We start from the raw sequence: 16,051 nt of genomic DNA, 5'->3' as shown, positions 1-16,051 counted from the left end.
CCAGCTCCTACCTTTCGCGATCGTCGCGACCGCGGTCCTGTTGCTCCTCGAGTTCCAGCTCGATCTGACGAAGACGCGGTACATGCTGCTGCGGTGGATCCGATCTGGCAAATTCCGCGTCGAGGGCCGGCTTCCTTTCGGCGGAGCGGTCATCGTGATGCCGGGTTCGTTGCTCGGACGGCATAGCCGCCTGCTGTTCGATGATCTGGTCATCGTGCTCGGGCGTCGAACGACCCTCCCGATCCGGATCGCGATGCTGCTCGGCTTCGGCAGCACCCTGGAAACCAACTGGTGCGCCATCGGGCCGGCGGTTTGCGCCCGGATCGAATGAAGAAGCTTCCTGTTCTCCGTCCTGGCCCCTGTCGCTTGGCGCTTGCTGTGCGCGTCGCAGCTCGACTTGATCGATCGTAAGCTGCAACTCCTGATCCGATTTCGCGGCTTCGCGCATATATTGGTTGTCGCCATCGATCGCCATTTCGGCAGCCCTGTTGATTTCCCGCTCGAGCCCTGCCTGGTAGCTCGCCGTGAAGGACTGCGGCAGCTCGCCCGCCTCGATGCGCTCAAGCCCGTCGCGATAGTGATTAACCTGAACGAGAACTTCGTTCGCTGTATCGACCGCCTCCTGTCCGAACCGCGCCACGGCTGCATTCCACTGCGCATTGGCGTCTTCAAACCGATCGTCACGGGAGCCGCGCAGTTCCTGCCCGCCCTCGCGGTCGACCTGGCGTTCGGTGAGCTCGAGATACTCCCGTCGGATATCGACCACCTCGCGCGCCGCTGCCGCGATTTCGTCGAAGTCGGGACGATCCGTATCATCGAGCGTTTGCTCCACCGACGCTAGGACCGCTTCCACGCGGGTTTCATAGGCCTCGAACTCGGGACGCGTCATCTCTCTCATCTGTCCATCCTCATCCTTTACGAGCTCGCTCAACCCTATCATATTGGTTATATTTTTGACAGATTTGTCTGCACTTTCTGCGAAAACACGCTCATTTTGAGTGGTCCCCGTCAATCCTTCCAAGCGACCGCTCTGAAGCATTGCAAACGCGCCCTCGCGCGAGCCGCCCGCCTCATTGGCAAGATCGCTCCAGGCTGCAGCCGCCGTCGCTGCATATTGCCGGCTGCGATCGGTGGTTGCGAGGTCGACCTCGTTCGACCGTTTGGCCCGATAGCGGGTGCGCGCGGCGGCGCTGGTGCCCTCATGCTCGGTCCGGCCGCGATAGCTGACAGGCCGGACTTGATTGCGGGTATAGGCCGGCGCGCTGGCAAACTCCCGGCGGTCGGTCAGCTCCATGTCGATACCCTGCTCGCGCGCCTTCTCGGCCATCACGGAACGCCATTCCCGGAACATCTGAGGGCTGGTGACGATCCGGTCCCCGGTCTCAGAACGCATGGTGACGATCGCGTGGGCATGGATGTGCGGCCGCTTGCCACCCTCGGTCATTTCCTTTGGATCGAGCGCCGGATCGTGAACGGCAAACACGTAGCGATGCCCCGCGAACTGTTCGCCCAGGAACTCGCGAACGGCTGCTTCAAACGCGGCCCCACCCGTGCCGGCCCGCGCCGACACAATCAGATGCATGACGTCCCTGCCCTTGCGGCTGTGCAATTCTCTGCGCCATTCTTTCTGAACGAGATCGCCGGCCAGCGCCGCATCCCCGATCAACCGTCCGGTGTCGTCGCGAACTTCCCTTTCGGTCCCAGCGACTAGTTCGCGCACACGCGCGGTGCCCCATTCCACCCCATTGCCGTAGCCATGGAATCGGAAGCGGGCCTCGACATCCTGCCCTACATCGGAATCATCAAAACGCTGTTGGACGATCCCGGCAGCCTTCCCGTCGCCGGTCAGTCGGTCGCCCTCCCCATCGCGCAACACAACGACACCGGAAACGTAGAGCTCGTCAGGGGGGTGCTCCCGCGCGGTATACACGAACCGTCGATCACCAAATCCCGAGCGCAGGATCTCGCGCAGCTGGCCATCCTGGTCGACATCATTGCGCAGTGATGCCGTATCGATCGAGACATGGAATACGCCGAGATCGCGGCTGGCGGTGCGATTGTCGAAAAGATGCTCCCATTCTGCCCGCTGTTCGGCGAGTGCGTCCCTACCGAGCACCCGCTCGCCGCGCTCATTCTCGACGGCGAGTTCCCCGCCTCGCGACGTATAGCTCATCATCGCGCCGGCACGGGCGCCACTGCCATAGGAGGCAAGCTTGACCACGGCAGGCTGGCTGCCGCGCGCCAGCGCACCAAAGCGCGTCCTCATCGAGCGGCTGGCGGCACCCGCGCCACCACGCGACCTCCGTGCCCCGCCTTCGCCCTGCCGCCGCCTCGCCCTGCCGAAGCCGCCCAGCCCCTCATCGCCGATCCGCGCCACCCCTCCCCTTCGCGGCTCTTCCCAGTCGCTCTTTTCCGTTTGGCCGAGCTGCATCTCATCCATCAGCATGGCGCGCCGGCGCTCCCATTCCCGCTCGAAGGCGCCAGGAAAGAATTCCATCAGGCGCACTCCCCGCGTCGGGCTGCAGCCGAGCGCCGTGTCATCTCGGCGAGCTCGGAAGCGAGCGCAGTCGCAACGCCATGCGCGTCCTTGATGCTGCCAACGACGTCGCCTTCAGTCGGCGCCCTGCCGGTGTTGATGGCTCTGGCAATCTGATTGAGGTTGCCGCCGATCGCGCGCATGCCTTCGGCAAGCAGGCCGAGCACCAGGCGATCCCGCTCCCCGAGAAACGGCCGTACGCCAGCGCCCTCCATCGACAGCGACCGGACAAAGGCTGAAACGGTCATCCCGGCTGCGCGCGCGGCCGCCTCCAGCGCATCGAATTCGGCTGGCGAGAAGCGGATATGAGCCACCTTCTCCTTTCGTTTCGACACTTCGGAAATGCTGCGAACCATCGCGCGCCACACCTCTGATCCTGGTGGTTGCGGCCGCAGGCCGCGGATCGAGGGCCTGTCCCTCGATCGTCAGGAAAATGTATCACATTTTTCCGTATCCTGCCAACATAAACGATAGCAATTTATACGATATCAACACCACAAGTCCGATTTTCCATATCTATCTGATTGTGTTTTTCCATATTCGTGTGTTTCTATATCGATGTGAATCCACGTCCACACGATCATGGATTCATGTGTGAGTAGAAACACATTTTTGTGGAGATAAGCCGATGACCGTCGTGATCGCCGCCATCAACGGCAAGGGAGGCGCTGGCAAGACCACAGCACTGATGAACATCGCCGGCGAGTACGCCCTGCGTGGCGGCCACGTCGCCATGATCGACATGGACGCCCGCAACAATCTGATGAAGTGGTGGACGGACTGCCGGGAGAAGGATGCCCAGCCTGAAGGGATCGAGGTTTTCAGCCACAAGACGGCGAAGGGACTGGAGCGCTGGATGGAACAAAATGCAGGTGCGTTTGATCACGTGCTGATCGACACGCCAGGCGAAGACACCTCCATCGTCGATCCCGTGATTGCCGCGGCCGATCTGGTGATCTCGCCAATCCAGCCGTCGAAGCGCGAAGTGCTCGGGGCCATCGACAGTTTCGAGAACGTGCGGCGCGTCAACGACATGCTCGGCCGGAATTGCCGGCATGGCGTGCTGCGGACCCGGATCACCGTGACTGTCCGGCACACGGAACTGTATCGGAAGATCAGGCCGATCATCGAGGACAAGGTCGGCACCTACCTGTTCCGCACCGAGGTGTTCGAGCGCAATGCCTATAAAGAAATCCACAACGGGATCGGCACGCTTCAGATGCAGGAGGTGACGGAGTCGATCGCCAAAGCGCGGAGGGAGACGCAAACACTGGTCGAGGAAGTCGACGGACTGCTCAAGGGCGATGTGGCAGCGGGGCGTGCGGCATGAGCGGCAAGGAAATCCTGTCGCTCGATGAATTCACGACTGCGCCGCGCAAGCAGCGCCCGGGTCTCGTCGCGCCTTCAGTGAAGGGCGACGGGGAGCGCCCGAGACATACGCCGGATCGGTCAGAACCGCCAGAAGATCGCGAAAAGAGTGAGACGTCCAGCGAGGCGAGCAAGGCGCTGCGACAGGTGAAGAGGGCGCGCATGAAAGGGGCGAGCCATTTCGTGAACGTCAATCTGGATCGCGACACCAAGCGACGGCTGAAGCTTGCGTCCTTCAACATGGACACGTCAATGCAGGCCATCATGGAGAAGGCCATCCGGCAGTATCTCGACGCGAACGGCTATTGAGGGACCAAAGCGAGGCGAGATCAAAAGGCGAGTTGAACTTGAGTCGGAATCCCTGCTAGGAATACTATCGTTTTGGCTTGTTTTTGGGACGCTTTGAGCCAATTCCGGGGTGTTTCCTCGTCTCTTTTGGCGGGGCTGGGGCAGCAGATCGAGTCGAGCCAAACTGATGGCCATCAAGGACGTGAAGACTTATATCGACAAGCATGGCCTTGTCGAAACCAACGACTCCGAGGTCGAAAAACCGATATATCGCAAGCCGGGATTTGGCGGCGTTCGCAGCCTTCTGGAGATGGAGGAAGAAATCAGCCGTTATCTGCGCGAGCGACGCGATGCGCAGAATCTGAACCGCGAGCAGGTCGGCATGATGGTCGGGTTGCATCATGAAATTTACGCGCGGCATGAGCGGGCGGGAGCCAAACTCCGGGTAACCCGCCTTCTTCATCTTGCGGAACTGTTGGATTTCTCACCGATCGAAGCGCTGTATGCAGCCGCTCCGCATCTGTTTGGCGTCAGTGAGCAGGAGGCAGAGATCAAGCTGAAGCTGATGATGCGAATGCTCGACCTGCCAGCGTCGACGGCGCAGCATCTTCTGATGATGATCGAGGAACTGTCGCCGGACAGCGGCGCGGATATTTCGCCGAAACGTGGACGGACAGGGCGCGCGGAGTGATCCCTGGCGCGGCGAGAGGGATCGTCACCGAAGGCCGAGACGGCGCAGCCGGCTCGGGGAGCGGCGGCAGCCGCGAGTAGAGCCCGGCCTGCCGCAGGCAGGCTCGGCCAACTCCGTCGAAGCATCAGCGCCTTGAATCGATAGCGCCTTATCGTTTCATCGAACTCGTTGGACGAAACGGCGACGACCGACGAATGTCACCGCATGCCGACGCTAGCAGTGACACATCTCCACCGAATTGACGCCGCGCGGAACATGGCACGGTTTTATCGCCTGTCGGCGACGCCGAGCCTGTTCGGCGATATCTGCCTGGTACAGGAGTGGGGAAGAATCGGCTGGCCAGGCCGTATCCGCATCGACCTCTTCGCGGAGGCTGATGATGCGACCGCAGCGCGCATTGTACTGGAGAAGGCCAAGAGGCGACGCGGCTATCGTGATGCGCCTGGAGATGGGTGAGTGGTCATCGTGACCGCCGGCAAAAAAAATGGCCCGCGCCGGATCGTCTTCCAGCGCGGGCCTTTCGGTTGAGGCAACTATTTCGTCTGTGGATCTCGCAGGAGGGCGGAAAGAGGACCGTTGTGCGGCGGCCTGTCGGCATCTTTGGCCTTGTCGTCGGCGAGCTGCACCGCGACACTCTCGGGCAGTGTGAAGCGGTAGCCTTCGGCTAGCGCCGCATGATGGAGCCCATCCAGCGTCTCGAACTCGTAATCGAAAGTGCCGAGCCAGAGCGCAGGGTCATCGGTGACTTCGTGCAGAAACGCCTGCAGGAAGAAGGTGCGAAGCGGCGGATCGTAGCCGATGACGGCGTCGGGATCTGAGCGGCCTTCGCTTGTGACGGTGACGGTATAGCGGCTCATGGAAGCCTCCTGTTCTGTGGAGCGGAAAGGGCCGGCCCCTTTTGGGGCCGGCCCGTCGGGGTTCACTGCGGGTTGTTCCAGAGGATCACCTTCTTCGTCTCGTCGCCGCCGGGGGCGGGAGCGAGGTTGCCGAAGATCACGCCGATCTCGGGAGCCTCGAGCTTGACCGAGAGGTATTCCTCGCCAGAGCGCTGGGAGATGCGGTGCCAGCCGGCTCCGATCTCGAAGCCCGTGCGCTTGTTGACGATGCGGTAGTCAGGGGCATCCTCGCGGGACTTGTTGTTGTTCGGGATCAGGGTGATCGGGGCGTTGACCCGCAGCGTGGCGAACACGCCTTCCATCGAGCCGTCGGCCTTGGCGGTAAGGTTTGCGATCGTGGTGGCCATGGTAGTTCTCCTTCGGTTGCATCGGGACCATTCCCGATGGCGTCGAAGGAGAGGACCGTCCTGCTGCGGTCATCTCGGCACAAATTCTGGAAAATTCTATTTGCCGAAAGCTGCGGGCCGCACTTTCTAGGGCCCCGCTTGCGGGAAGGAAAGTGCCTGGCCCGCAACCAAGAACCGAAATCGAATTTTCCTGAATTTTTGTCGAGAGTACCCCCAACGGGGTTGACCGCATAAGGCAGGCGGTCCTCTACAAAGGCGACATGAAAAGGGAATGGTTCGGATGTGACCGACGGCGACGAACATCCGGCCACCATCGCAAATCCCCACGGCCCGGCGCGGCAATCACAGGAGTGCGGTTTGCACGGCTGCGAGCCTGCCCCCTTCATCACCGTCCGGCGCCCGACCATCCCGCGCGGAGGTCCCTGGCCCCGTCTTCGTCACGCGTCCGGTTTCGCGGTCGCTGGGGCTGGTGGACGCTCTCTCGCGGCGCGGCGCGGTACTCTCCAAATCAAGCGCGGCAGTCGGGAATGCGCTGCTCGATCGGTAACCGCCCAGCCCGCGGGCGCGGTAGACAGACTTTCTGAGGATTGCCGGCGGGGCGCGACGGCCAGCTTCGCAAAGGAGCCAGTGGAAGGATCGCTCTAACCGGCACAAGCGTCAAGGTCGGCCTGCGGCCGGGTCAGCGCGGGCGGTTTTGGCCGCCCGATCCCGATCTGGTGTCTGTCGGTTCGCCGCTATCAGTCCGCCAGTGCGAGGCGCTCGTCCGCCGTCATGCGTGCTTCGACTGCACGTTGCACGTCAGATCCAGCATGGTGCATCATGGCCTGCCAGTACTCGATGTTGTGGATCGACGCCACCGTGCCGCGCATCGTGTCGTAGACGACGCAGGGGCTGCCGGTCACGGCAAGGCGCAGGACGTTGAGGCAGGTGCCCGGCGATGCGCCGTCCCAGACCATCAGGCCGAAATCGGCGCGGCGAGCCATTTCGCGGTCCTTCCCGGCGTGGACGGCAAAGCCTTGTGCGCCGACCGGCGGCGCGATGTGATAGGCGGCCCAGTCGCCGAGATTGTTGCGGGGTTCTGCTCCGGCATGAAAGACGCCGACATGCTCGTAGTTGTATCCTGCAAGCAGGCCCTGCATCTCGGCATCGGTTCCTTCCGCGTCGCCGATCAGCACGCCGTGCTCGGCCGAGACGATCGCGCCGATCCGTTCGATCGCGGGGACCGGCAGTTCGAAGATGTCGCGTGAACCGCCCAAAAATATCATCGCCATGGTCGCTTTCCTTTCTCTCAAACCAACCACCCCGGCCCGGTCCTCCTCTCCCTCTCCCCGCGCGAGGGGATCGTTACCGAAGGCCGAGACGGCGAAGCCGGCGCGGGGAGCGACGGCAAGCCGCGAGTAGAGCCCGGCCGCCGCAGGCCGGCGCGCCTTGACGGATCGAGAACCAGGAAACGCAGGCAACCCGCATATCCTCAATGGAGCGCAAGAGAAGCGAAGGACTGTCCGCGCAACAAGGACCACCTATTGTGCGAGTAGCGGTCGGCATCGGCTCCGAGCTGACCATGACTGAACGGGGACGACATCAGTGCGCCGGTGGTTCAGTCCGGACCGCGACGGCGTGGTCACGCTCAGTTCAAAACCTGAATGTCAATCCAGGCGGCTGACGCGACGTCCCGATTGTCGTGCCTGGGCAAATGCGGCCGCAATCTTCATCACGAAGGCTTTGCTGCACCGGCCAAGGACTTGGCTGCCTGGCTCGATGTACCAGGAGCGCTCGGGGATATCGTAATTGTATTCGTCGACGACGATCCAGCATCGCTTGAGGTCGCCGAGTCCGGCGCGCTTGCGCTCTATCTCCGGGATGTCCAGCGCCATGCGACCGCCCTGCGGCGGCTGGGTGGTGATGGCGAGCAGCGCCAGATGTGTGAACCCGTCGTTCACGCCGCGCACGGCGACGACAACGCAGGTCGGTCGGTTCTTGCGGCCTTCAGTCTCGCCGCGATCCTGTTGCCATGCCCACAGATAGGGATAGGCGATGATCTGGCCGGGCAGGTATTCACGGCTCATCGTCATAGCCCTCGCCGCGTGCGAGCCGGTCGATCTCCGCGGCGAAGAGGTCCTTGTGCTCCTGCGGCATCTCGGAGACCTGATAGGCGCGACGCGGATCCCGGCCTGTGCGCATGCGCTCAAAATGCTCGTAGCTCATCAGCACGAAGCGAGGTTTGCGGTGTTTGGTGAGCACGATCGGTTCGCGGCTGGCGGCATCGGTGACGTCGCCTACCTGCTTGTTGAGATCACCTGTCGTGAACTGTCGCATGCCCTAGCTCCTTGTCGATCTCCATATTATCTAGATTTTCCCGATTTGCAAGAAACGCTCTGCTGCCACGACACCCAGAGCAGGAAGATGTGCGCGACAAACCCGACCGCGTAAACAGTCGGGTTCTTTGACGCGGTAAAGGAAGGTGGCGCTCACGCGCCACCCTCCCTGAACCGCCACACCGAGATGCCGAGACGGCGGGCCTTGTCGGCCAGGTTTTCGGTGATGCCCGAGCCCGGGAAGACGATCAGCCCGTAGGGCATCACCGACAGAAGCTGGTCGTTGCGGCGGAACGGGGCGGCCTTGGCGTGCCGGTTCCAGTCCGGCTTGAAGGCGATCTGCGTGACCTTGCGGTTCTCGGCCCAGCAGGCGGCGATGCGCTCGGCTCCGCGTGGGCTGCCGCCATGCAGCAGGACCATGTCCGTATGCTTTTCGCGGGCCTTGTCGAGCGCGTCCCAGATCCTGTCGTGATCGTTGCATTCGAGGCCGCCAGCGAAGGCGATCTTGGTGCCAGCGGGAACCAGCACCTCGGTGTCGGCGCGGCGGCGCGCGGCGAGGAAGTCGCGGCTATCGATCACCGCCGCAGTCATCGACTGGTGCGAGACCTTGGAGCCGGTGCGCGGCCGCCATGCCGATCCGGTCTGCGCCTCGTAGAGGTCGGCGGCCTCGTCGCGCATGATTTCGAGCACGTTGCGGCGCTCGATATAGGTGATGCCTTCGGCCGTGAGCCGTTCCAGTTCGACAGACTTCACCTCCGAACCGTCCTGCTCGGTCTGGCTCGAGCGCTGTGCCTCCTCGTTGCGGTCGAGGCTGCGGGCGACGCGCTCAGCCGCGCGGTGGAAGACGTTGGTGAAGGACCAGAGCAGGTCGTCGAGGTCGGGTTCGAGCCTGGTGTCGCCGAGCATGCCGGCGAAGGTCTCGACGATCCCGGCGAGGCCGGCCCGGATCACCTCGTCGTCGGGCAGCGGGCGGGGATCGGGCTCGTCCTGATGCGGACGGTGGCCGTACATCTGCAGTTCGAGGATGACGCGATCGGTCGGCGAGGAGGCGTGGTAGGGCTCGTAGGCGTCGTCGAAAGGAAGCTCGTGGGTCATGGCTGTCTCCGTCGGTTGTGGCCGCGCCCATCGCGGCCTGACAGCGCATCCCGGCCGCGCCCCGGGCGCGGCCGCACCGAAGGCCGAAGCGAAGCGGAGGACGGCGGGCTTGCCCGCCGTTGCGGCCGTGACCGGGGGGTGGCAGGGATCGCCTCTCAGGCAGGCCGCGGGCGCGGCCTTTCCGGCGGACTGCCGCCATGGCTGCGAGGCTTCCGGTGACGCCGCTCTGCCCGCCTGCCGGCGAGCGCCATTCATCCGGACGGCAGGAAGCGGCGGGCATCCTCCGGGACGAGCTGATCGCCGAGCGATGCGGCGAGATGGGTCGGGCCGAGATGGAGCAGATCGTCGTTGAAGTCGCCGAGCTGCGGCCGCAGCGCCAGAGCGAGGATCCCAGCCTCACCTGCTCGCCGGCTGAGGCGTTCGATGCCGTGCCGGCCGGCGGCGTCGGCATCGGCCGCGATGTAGAGGCGACGGCAGCCAGGCGGGAAGGTGAGGCCGGCGAGGTGATTGGCCGAGGTGGCGGCGGCCACCGGCAGCGCCGGCATCACCGTGCGGAGCGACGCCATCGTCTCAAAACCCTCGCCGGCTGCCATTACCGGAACGGGCGTGCCGAGATCGAGGCCGAGCCAGATGCCGTTGCCCAGGAGATGACCGAGCGAGCGACGGGGGTCGGGGATCGGCGCCTTGCCAACCTTGCCGCTCGGATCGAGCCCAGAGGACAGATAAGTGCGCTGCAGGCCGGTGATGCGTCCGTCCAGACTGGTGACGGCGGCGATCAATGCGGGCAGGGTCTGCATCTCGCCGGTCACGAGATCGCGGTAATAGCAGCCGGGGTGGAAGCGCAGGGCGCGCTCATGCGCGGTCAAGAGAATGCCGCGACCGGCCAGATAGCGTTCGGCCAGCGTGCCGGCGATCGGCCGCGACATGCCGAACAGGCGACGCGCCGCTTCGGGGGAGCCGCGTGCCGCGGCAGGCTGGCGCTGCGCGCCGGGATCCTGGGCCTGCGGTCGCGGCATGGCGAGGAAGCGACGTGCTTCATCGGCGACATCGCGGAACTCGAGGAGGCCGCAGCTCTCCCGGATGGCATCGAGCAGATCGCCATGTTCCCCGCTTTGCTCATCGACCCACTTGCCCGGCAGGCCCTTGGCATTGGCTTTCAGCCGCACATGCATGGAGCGACCGCGCGTGTTGCGGACATCACCGACGATCCAGTGGTTGCCGGAGCGCTGACCGTTGGAGAGATATTCGCGGCACACCGCCTCGGCATGTTCGCCCAGACGGCGCGCCAGTTCGGAGGCCGAGCCGGTCATGGTCGCCTCCGTTCACGCTGCGGCCGTGCGGTCGGTCACCCCGACCAGCGTGTGGCGCTCGAGAAGCGAGGCGAGCATGGCGCAGCCTTGCCCGCCTGTCGGGATGAATAGCCTCAACTTCCAGGAGATGATTTCGGAGATCAGGCCCAGCGCCTTCAGGCGCGGCACCATCGCGTCGGTGAAGCCGACCAGCTCGACGCGGTAGTCGTTCATGACGCAACTGCGGCGCAGGACCAGGCCTTCGGCCAGCTGCAACCCAATCCGCCCCTCGACCAGGCCGGTCCAAGCCTCGTCCGGCGCGAGGGTCGGAACATGGTCGACCCCGAGATTGCGCAACATGGTCGCGACCAGCGTCGGCGCGATGTGGCGGCCGATGATGCGTTCGCCGGTATCGGTCTGGATGCGGTAGACTTGACAATCATGGTCGGGCAGACGCCGCCAGATCGGCAGCAGGAGTCCGGTGACGATGTGGAAGGTGCTAGTGGTGAACTCCGGGACGGCGGCGACCTCCGCCTGCCACAACTCGCAGAACAGTTTTCGGTCCGTCGGCTGCCAATAGGTCTCGGTAAGTGCGTCGAGGCCGAAGCGCATCTCGTCGGTCGGCCGCAGCAACCGCACGCGGTTTTCGACTGTGCCGTCGTCGAGCATGAGGCTCGCGGTTGGCAGCTGGATTGCCGCGCGGCCCGACCGTGTGTTGACCAATAGGACCGATTGCGACTCCGCGCGGGCGATGGCCAGCGCGTCGGCCAGGCCGAGCGGGCGTATGCGGTCCTTGCGCGCCACGGTCAGTACATGCGACTGCGCGCCCGAGACCGGGTGGGTGTAGACGGTCCGGCGATCGATGACGACGATGCTCTCCGCCGTGATCGTCTCCAGACCCTTGTCGTAGGTGCCGGCGGCAATGGCGCCCTCGACCTTCGCCGCCATCAGCTGCTCGAATACTTCGAACAGCAGATTCTGGGTTTCGATGCGTAGCGCAAGCAGCCGATTGAGCCATGTCGTGATCGGCGGCAGTTCGTCGCGCAAACCGCCTTCGTCCGTCGTCAGCGACAGACCGGTGACCGCCTCGAAGGTCGTCAGCGGGCAACCATCAATCTTGCCCTGGTGCAGCAGCATGTAGAACTGCCGCAGTGCTGCACGGGCATAGGGGCTTTCCAGATTGTCCTCGGACCGGAACAGTCCTGCGCCGCCGGTCTGGCGCTGGCCGCGCGTGATCGCGCCCAGCGTGTCGAGCCGTCGGGCAATGGTCGACAGAAAACGCTTGCCGACCTTCACATTGGCGGCCATCGGCCGGAATAGCGGTGGCTGCGCCTGGTTCGTGCGATGAGTGCGTCCGAGACCCTGGATGGCGTTATCGGCGCGCCAGCCGGCTTCGAGCAGATAGTGTTTGCGTAGCCTCTGGTTCCTGGCCCCGAGATCGGCATGGTACGAGCGGCCTGTCCCGCCGGCATCCGAAAAGATCAGCACGCTCTTGTCGTCGTCCATGAACGCTTGCGTCTCGGCGAGGTTGGCCGAGCCGGGGCGGTTCTCGACGGCGAGCCGGTCGATGCCGTCTCGGCCGGTCTTCCTGACGATACGGCGCGAGCGGCCGGTGACCTCGGCGACAGTTTCGGCGCCAAAATGGTGGAGGATCTGATCGAGCGCGCTGCCGACAGGCGGCAATGAGGCGAGTTTTTCGATCATCTCATCGCGCCGGCGCACGGCTTCCCGGCACTGGACCGGGTTGCCATCGGCGTCGTGCACGGGTCGCGAAGAAACGTTGCCCTCGGCATCCGAATACTCCTCGAACAGCTGCGTCGGGAACGAGTGCATCAGATACCCGCCGACATACTCGCGCGGCGTTACGTCGACATGCAGGTCCGACCATTCCTCCGCCGGGATCTCGGCCAGCCGCCGCTCCATCAGCGCCTCGCCGGTCGAGACGATCTGCACGACGGATGAATAACCGTCGGCGCGGTCTTGCTCGATCGCGGCGATCAATGTCGGCGTCATCATCGAGGTGATGAGGTGGGAAAAGAACCGCTGCTTGGTGCTCTCGAAGGCCGAGCGGGCCGCTGCCTTCGCGTTGCGGTTCAGCGTGGCGGAATCGCTGGTAATGTTGGCGGCCTCGAGCGCGGCAGTCAGGTTGTTATGGATGACCTGGAAGGCGTCCGCATAGGCATTGTAGATACGGATCTGCTCGTCGGTCAGTTCGTGTTCGAGCAGGTCGTATTCGACGCCGTCATAGGAGAGCGAGCGCGACGTATAGAGCCCGAGCGACTTGAGGTCGCGGGCGAGCACTTCCATCGCCGCAACACCGCCGTCCTCGATCGCCGCGACGAATTCGGCGCGATTGGCGAACGGGAAATCCTCACTGCCCCAGATGCCGAGGCGCTGCGCATAGGCAAGGTTCTCGACGGCGGTAGCGCCGGTGGCGGAGACATAGACGATCCGGGCGTCGGGCAGCGCATGCTGCAGGCGCAGGCCCGCCCTGCCCTGCTGCGATGGCGAGACGTCGCCGCGCTCGCTTTTGCCGCCGGCGGCTTTGGCCATGGCGTGCGCCTCGTCGAAGACGATGACGCCACTAAAGTTCGTGCCGACCCAATCAACGATCTGGGCGATCCGGGACTTCTTGCCGTCGCGCTCCTGTGAGCGCAGGGTTGCGTAGGTTGTGAACAGGATGCCTTCGGCAAGGCGGATCGGCGTACCCTGTCGATAGCGCGAGAGCGGCTGGACGAGCAGCCGCTCCTGGCCGAGCGCGGACCAGTCGCGCTGGGCATCCTCGAGCAACTTGTCCGACTTGGAAATCCAGATCGCGCGCCGCCTGCCCTGAAGCCAGTTGTCCAAAATGATGCCGGCGACCTGTCGCCCCTTGCCGCAGCCGGTCCCATCGCCCAAAAACCATCCGCGGCGGAAGCGAACAGCGTTTTCGGCACCCTCGGGCGCGGCCGAGACGACATCGCAGGTCTCGTCGACCGTCCAGGCGCCGGCGAGATGGCCGGAATGCGCCTCCCCGGCATAGATCACACTTTCGATCTGGGCGTCGGACAGCAGACCCTCGTCGATGATCGCATCCGGCAGCAGGGGCCGGTAGGACGGCTTCGGCGGCGCGACCGCGGCCATGGCGGCTGACTGCACGAGCGGTGTCGGATGCGGTTTGGCCCGCGGAATGTCGATCGACTGCAACGCATAGGGCTCGTAGATCGTGTCGGTAAGCCGGCCGCCCCCCTCCGGCATCCAGTCACGCAGCTCGTAGACGAGCGGAACGGCAGGTGTGCTGGCGGTGATGTACGCACGGGCGGGCTTCGCCCGGACAAGGGGAGGGACCGGCCGGATCGTCTTCGCAACCGACGCCTGAGCTACGATGGGCGCAGTTTCCGTCGCTGAGCGTGCAGCCATCTGCGTGGTGGCGTTGCGCAGGATCCCGTTCGACAGCGCGCCGATCGAGTCGGGGAAGCTGCCCGGGATCCGCGGCGGTAGGTCGGATATCCAGGAGAGCAGTGTCTCGACATCCGGGGCCTTACCCGGCGAAACTACGAATCCGGACGGATCGGACGCTGGCGTCTTGTCGATGATGGTGAGGCGGGTTTCGGCCGTCGTGCCATGGCGAGCATAGACACGGCCATCAATCGCGGCGGTGAAGACGACCCTGCCCTGCCGCTGAAGCCGCTCGAAGGCGGGCCGCCATTTTGGATTTTCGGGGGAAAGCCCGGCACCGGTGATGGCGACAAGTCGCCCGCCGGGACGCAGACGGGCAAAGGCCGAAGACATGTGCCGCCATGCCGCATCGGCGACATGGCCGTCGACATAGGCGCCGACGGTGAAGGGTGGATTCATCAGAACGACGGAGGGCCCGATGGCGGCATCGAGATGATCGTCGATATGAGCGGCGTCGTACCGGAAGACCGGAGCGCGCGGGAACAGCAGACCGAGCAGATCGGCCCGCGTCGCGGCAAGCTCGTTGACGACGAGCGAGGCTCGGGCGATCTCGGCGTGGACCGCGAGAAGACCGGTGCCGGCCGAGGGTTCGAGAACGAGATCCGAAGATGAGATCGCGGCGGCGCGGGCGGTGACGAAGGCGAGCGGCAGCGGCGTCGACAGTTGCTGCATGGCCTGGCTCTCGTCGGAGCGCCGCGTGTGGGTGGGAACAAGTTCGGCGATACGTTTCATCATCGCCAGTGTCCCCTCGGGCGAGGCCGACCGGGACAGGATCGCCGAGCCGAAGCGGTGCAGAAACAGAACCTGGGCGGCTTCGAGCGCCTCATAGGCGGCCTTCCAGACCCAGAGTCCCTGGGCATCGGTGCCGCCGAAGCTGTCGGTCATGGCCGTGCGCAACGCCGCGGTGGTGATGGGATTGCCCTGTTCGAGAAAGGTCAAGAGCGACGCTGCCGCCTGGTGGATCGCCCGGGCGGTGTCGATGGCGTGGGATGCCGGCGCGGTAAGTGGAGCGACCGTCCGAGCGACGGTGGACGTGGTCGTGACAATGTTCATGGAGCTGTCCTTCGAGAAAGAGGGCCGCCCCGCCGGCGCGCTCTCTGCGCCCCGGCAAGGCCGCACTCCTCCCGGCCTCGCTCTCCCTCCAGCGACGTGGACGAAGAGGAGCCAAAGGAATCTCTTGAGGGATTTGTTACATGAGGGCTCGATCAGGCGAGCGTGTCAGTAGGACATCGCGGTTGATGTCTCGCGCCTCAACCAAGAGGCCGTTGAACCGACGGCATAAATCATGCTCACGGCGAATACCGTTGACCGGAAGCTGTTGCGAGGTGGACGGTTGCGCGGGACCGAAGTACACGACCCCTGGATCCCCGCAAACGGATCGATTCTCACCGAGGAACGTGACTATGAAACGGCCCACGCGACCTTTCGTCGTGGAAGTGAAGAAGAGGCGCGGCAGTCCTGCAAAACCGCGGTCGATCTGGGGCGATCTGGACCTTTCGGCTTTAGCGGCAGATCCTTCGGCCGTTACCGAGTTGACCTCTAAGCCGGTCGGAAACGATCGCGATACCGATCCCGCCATCAGGGAAGATGGCGCTGAGCCGGCCATCGCCGATGCAACCTATGCCGAACCGTATCCTGCCGAGGTCGAAGTAGAAGGCGGTGCTGAAGACCGTGTTCAGTCGATTCGAAAACGTGTCCGACGTAGCGACGAACCAAATTTGCCACGCGGGCAGCGTTGGAAGCGTCGACTGCCAAAAGCCCTTCGTCGGTGAACCGACAGATTGCTCT

At 64.2% G+C, this 16,051-nt stretch carries 15 protein-coding genes; 5 read left to right on the top strand and 10 right to left on the bottom strand.

The features are described from left to right. Positions 1-7 precede the first annotated feature (7 nt). Entirely contained in the window at positions 8-2,497 is a 2,490-nt protein-coding gene (locus FY036_RS07910; RefSeq protein WP_148914165.1) for a relaxase/mobilization nuclease domain-containing protein, read from the bottom strand. After that, positions 2,497-2,904, bottom strand: a complete 408-nt coding sequence (locus FY036_RS07905; protein WP_407941140.1) for a plasmid mobilization protein — start codon at positions 2,902-2,904, stop codon at positions 2,497-2,499. The genes FY036_RS07910 and FY036_RS07905 overlap by 1 nt, the downstream gene beginning before the upstream one ends. 260 nt (positions 2,905-3,164) lie before the next feature. On the opposite strand from FY036_RS07905, the gene FY036_RS07900 reads away from it, so the two are divergent. The 4 genes from FY036_RS07900 (at position 3,165) to FY036_RS07885 (ending at position 5,339) form a co-directional block, all read left to right on the top strand. After that, on the top strand, positions 3,165-3,866 hold the full coding sequence (locus FY036_RS07900; RefSeq protein WP_148914164.1) for a ParA family protein: 702 nt from the start codon (positions 3,165-3,167) through the stop codon (positions 3,864-3,866). After that, positions 3,863-4,213 (top strand): hypothetical protein, encoded by a 351-nt coding sequence (locus FY036_RS07895; RefSeq protein ID WP_148914163.1) that lies wholly within the window; start codon positions 3,863-3,865, stop codon positions 4,211-4,213. Before FY036_RS07900 ends, FY036_RS07895 begins: the two co-directional genes overlap by 4 nt. A 166-nt stretch (positions 4,214-4,379) precedes the next feature. Continuing rightward, positions 4,380-4,883: a helix-turn-helix domain-containing protein gene (locus tag FY036_RS07890; RefSeq protein WP_148914162.1), complete on the top strand. Its 504-nt coding sequence runs from the start codon at positions 4,380-4,382 to the stop codon at positions 4,881-4,883. Between the two features lie 204 nt (positions 4,884-5,087). Further along, positions 5,088-5,339, top strand: a complete 252-nt coding sequence (locus FY036_RS07885; protein ID WP_148914161.1) for a WGR domain-containing protein — start codon at positions 5,088-5,090, stop codon at positions 5,337-5,339. 77 nt (positions 5,340-5,416) lie between these two features. Here the strand turns inward: FY036_RS07885 and FY036_RS07880 are convergent, their stop codons facing one another. From FY036_RS07880 to FY036_RS07845, 8 genes are all read right to left on the bottom strand, one after another. Beyond that, on the bottom strand, positions 5,417-5,740 hold the full coding sequence (locus tag FY036_RS07880; RefSeq protein ID WP_148914160.1) for a hypothetical protein: 324 nt from the start codon (positions 5,738-5,740) through the stop codon (positions 5,417-5,419). Between the two features lie 62 nt (positions 5,741-5,802). Next, positions 5,803-6,126: a DUF736 domain-containing protein gene (locus tag FY036_RS07875; RefSeq protein ID WP_148914159.1), complete on the bottom strand. Its 324-nt coding sequence runs from the start codon at positions 6,124-6,126 to the stop codon at positions 5,803-5,805. A 737-nt stretch (positions 6,127-6,863) separates the two neighbouring features. After that, positions 6,864-7,397 carry a hypothetical protein gene (locus tag FY036_RS07870; RefSeq protein WP_148914158.1) on the bottom strand — a complete coding sequence of 178 codons (534 nt, stop codon included), beginning with the start codon at positions 7,395-7,397 and terminating at the stop codon, positions 6,864-6,866. 375 nt (positions 7,398-7,772) lie between these two features. Continuing rightward, positions 7,773-8,192 carry a hypothetical protein gene (locus FY036_RS07865; RefSeq protein WP_148914157.1) on the bottom strand — a complete coding sequence of 140 codons (420 nt, stop codon included), beginning with the start codon at positions 8,190-8,192 and terminating at the stop codon, positions 7,773-7,775. Next, positions 8,182-8,442 (bottom strand): type II toxin-antitoxin system prevent-host-death family antitoxin, encoded by a 261-nt coding sequence (locus FY036_RS07860; RefSeq protein ID WP_148914156.1) that lies wholly within the window; start codon positions 8,440-8,442, stop codon positions 8,182-8,184. Before FY036_RS07860 ends, FY036_RS07865 begins: the two co-directional genes overlap by 11 nt. 152 nt (positions 8,443-8,594) lie before the next feature. Then, on the bottom strand, positions 8,595-9,536 hold the full coding sequence (locus tag FY036_RS07855; RefSeq protein WP_148914155.1) for a DUF2493 domain-containing protein: 942 nt from the start codon (positions 9,534-9,536) through the stop codon (positions 8,595-8,597). A gap of 251 nt (positions 9,537-9,787) precedes the next feature. Next, positions 9,788-10,846: a DUF7146 domain-containing protein gene (locus FY036_RS07850; RefSeq protein WP_148914154.1), complete on the bottom strand. Its 1,059-nt coding sequence runs from the start codon at positions 10,844-10,846 to the stop codon at positions 9,788-9,790. A 12-nt stretch (positions 10,847-10,858) separates the two neighbouring features. Then, the gene (locus FY036_RS07845; protein ID WP_148914153.1) at positions 10,859-15,316 is read right to left on the bottom strand and encodes a strawberry notch family protein; all 4,458 of its coding nucleotides are present in this window, start codon (positions 15,314-15,316) and stop codon (positions 10,859-10,861) included. A gap of 350 nt (positions 15,317-15,666) precedes the next feature. Between FY036_RS07845 and FY036_RS07840 the strand changes: the two genes are divergently transcribed. After that, positions 15,667-16,035 (top strand): hypothetical protein, encoded by a 369-nt coding sequence (locus tag FY036_RS07840; RefSeq protein WP_148914152.1) that lies wholly within the window; start codon positions 15,667-15,669, stop codon positions 16,033-16,035. The last annotated feature ends 16 nt before the right edge of the window (positions 16,036-16,051 follow it).

It is taken from the genome of Neoaquamicrobium microcysteis, from assembly GCF_008180155.1.
Taxonomy (GTDB): Bacteria; Pseudomonadota; Alphaproteobacteria; order Rhizobiales; family Rhizobiaceae; genus Aerobium; species Aerobium microcysteis.
Note: the sequence above shows the minus strand (reverse complement) of the source record. Positions and strands in the feature narration are given on the sequence as shown.